A 1,441-nucleotide genomic window follows, 5' to 3' on the forward strand; every position below is an offset into this window, starting at 1 on the left:
TGAACATGCTGACGGCGCGGGAGCGGCAGGAGATCCTGGTCGACTGGAACGGGAGCACCGGCCCTTACCCCGACACGGCGACCATCCACTCACTCGTCGAGGACCGCGTCACTACCGACCCGGATTCCATCGCCGTCACCCATGGCGCCGAGCAGTGGACCTACGCCCAGCTCAACGCCCGCGCCAACCAGCTCGCCCACCACCTGCGCACCACGGGCATCACCCCCGACACACTGATCGCGGTCTGCCTCGACCGCTCCCCCGAACTGATCGCCACCCTCCTCGGCATCCTCAAGGCCGGGGCAGCATTCGTACCCCTCGACCCGGACTACCCGACCGACCGCATCACCTACATGGTCGAAGACGCAGACGCACCCCTGATCATCACCAGTACACAGCACAGTGACCGCCTTCCGACCGGCACCCCGCGTCTTCTCGTCGACACCGAATGGCCCCAAGGAACCGACACCAACCCCGAACCGCTCGCCACACCTGACGACCTCGCCTACATCATCTACACCTCCGGCTCGACGGGCAGGCCGAAGGGTGTGGCCCTGGAACACCGGGGCGTCGTCAACTACCTCCACTGGTGCGACCAGAACTACCCCGTCGAGGAGCCGGGCGGCATCGGCACCATCCTCTACTCCTCGGTCACCTTCGACCTCACCATCACCGCCCTCTTCCTCCCCCTCATCCAAGGCACCCAACTCGCCATCCCCCACACCCAGCCCGATCAGACCGCCTTCGACGCCGCCATCGACCTCATCCTCACCAACACCCCGATCAGCTTCCTCAAAGCAACCCCCTCCCACCTCGAAATCCTCGCCACCCACCTCAACACCCAAAACGCCACCCACCACATCACCACCATCGTCGCCGGCGGCGAAAACCTCACCCCCACCCTCGTCACCCAACTCCTCGACACCAGCACCACCACAACCACCATCAGCAACGAATACGGCGCCACCGAAGGCTCCGTCGCCAACGTCATGAGCCTCACCACCACACCCGACCCCAACGGCCACACCACCACCCTCGGCCGCCCCATCACCAACACCACCACCTACGTCCTCGACCACCACAACCAACCCGCACCCATCGGCATCCCCGGACACGCCCTCCTCGGCGGCATCTGCCTCGCCCGCAACTACCACAACCGCACCGACCTCACCACCCAACGCTTCACCCCCAACCCCCTCCACACCCCCAACGACCCCCGCACCTACCACACCGGCGACCTCCTCACCTGGCGCCCCGACGGCACCCTCGAATTCATCGGCCGCATCGACAACCAAATCAAACTCCGCGGCTACCGCATCGAACTCGGCGAAATCGAAAACGCCCTCAACACCCACCCCCACATCCACACCACCACCATCACCCTCCGCGAAGACACCCCCGGCGACAAACGACTCACCGCCTACATCACCACCACCCCCGG

Annotated in this window: 1 protein-coding gene; it reads left to right on the plus strand. The window is 65.5% G+C overall.

Going from position 1 to position 1,441, the window contains the following annotated elements; all coding sequences use genetic code 11:
• A partial coding sequence (locus IEZ15_RS43930; protein ID WP_189282510.1) for a non-ribosomal peptide synthetase occupies positions 1-1,441 on the plus strand: 1,441 nt, incomplete at both ends.

The organism is Streptomyces atratus, from assembly GCF_014648655.1.
Taxonomy (GTDB): Bacteria; Actinomycetota; Actinomycetes; order Streptomycetales; family Streptomycetaceae; genus Streptomyces; species Streptomyces atratus.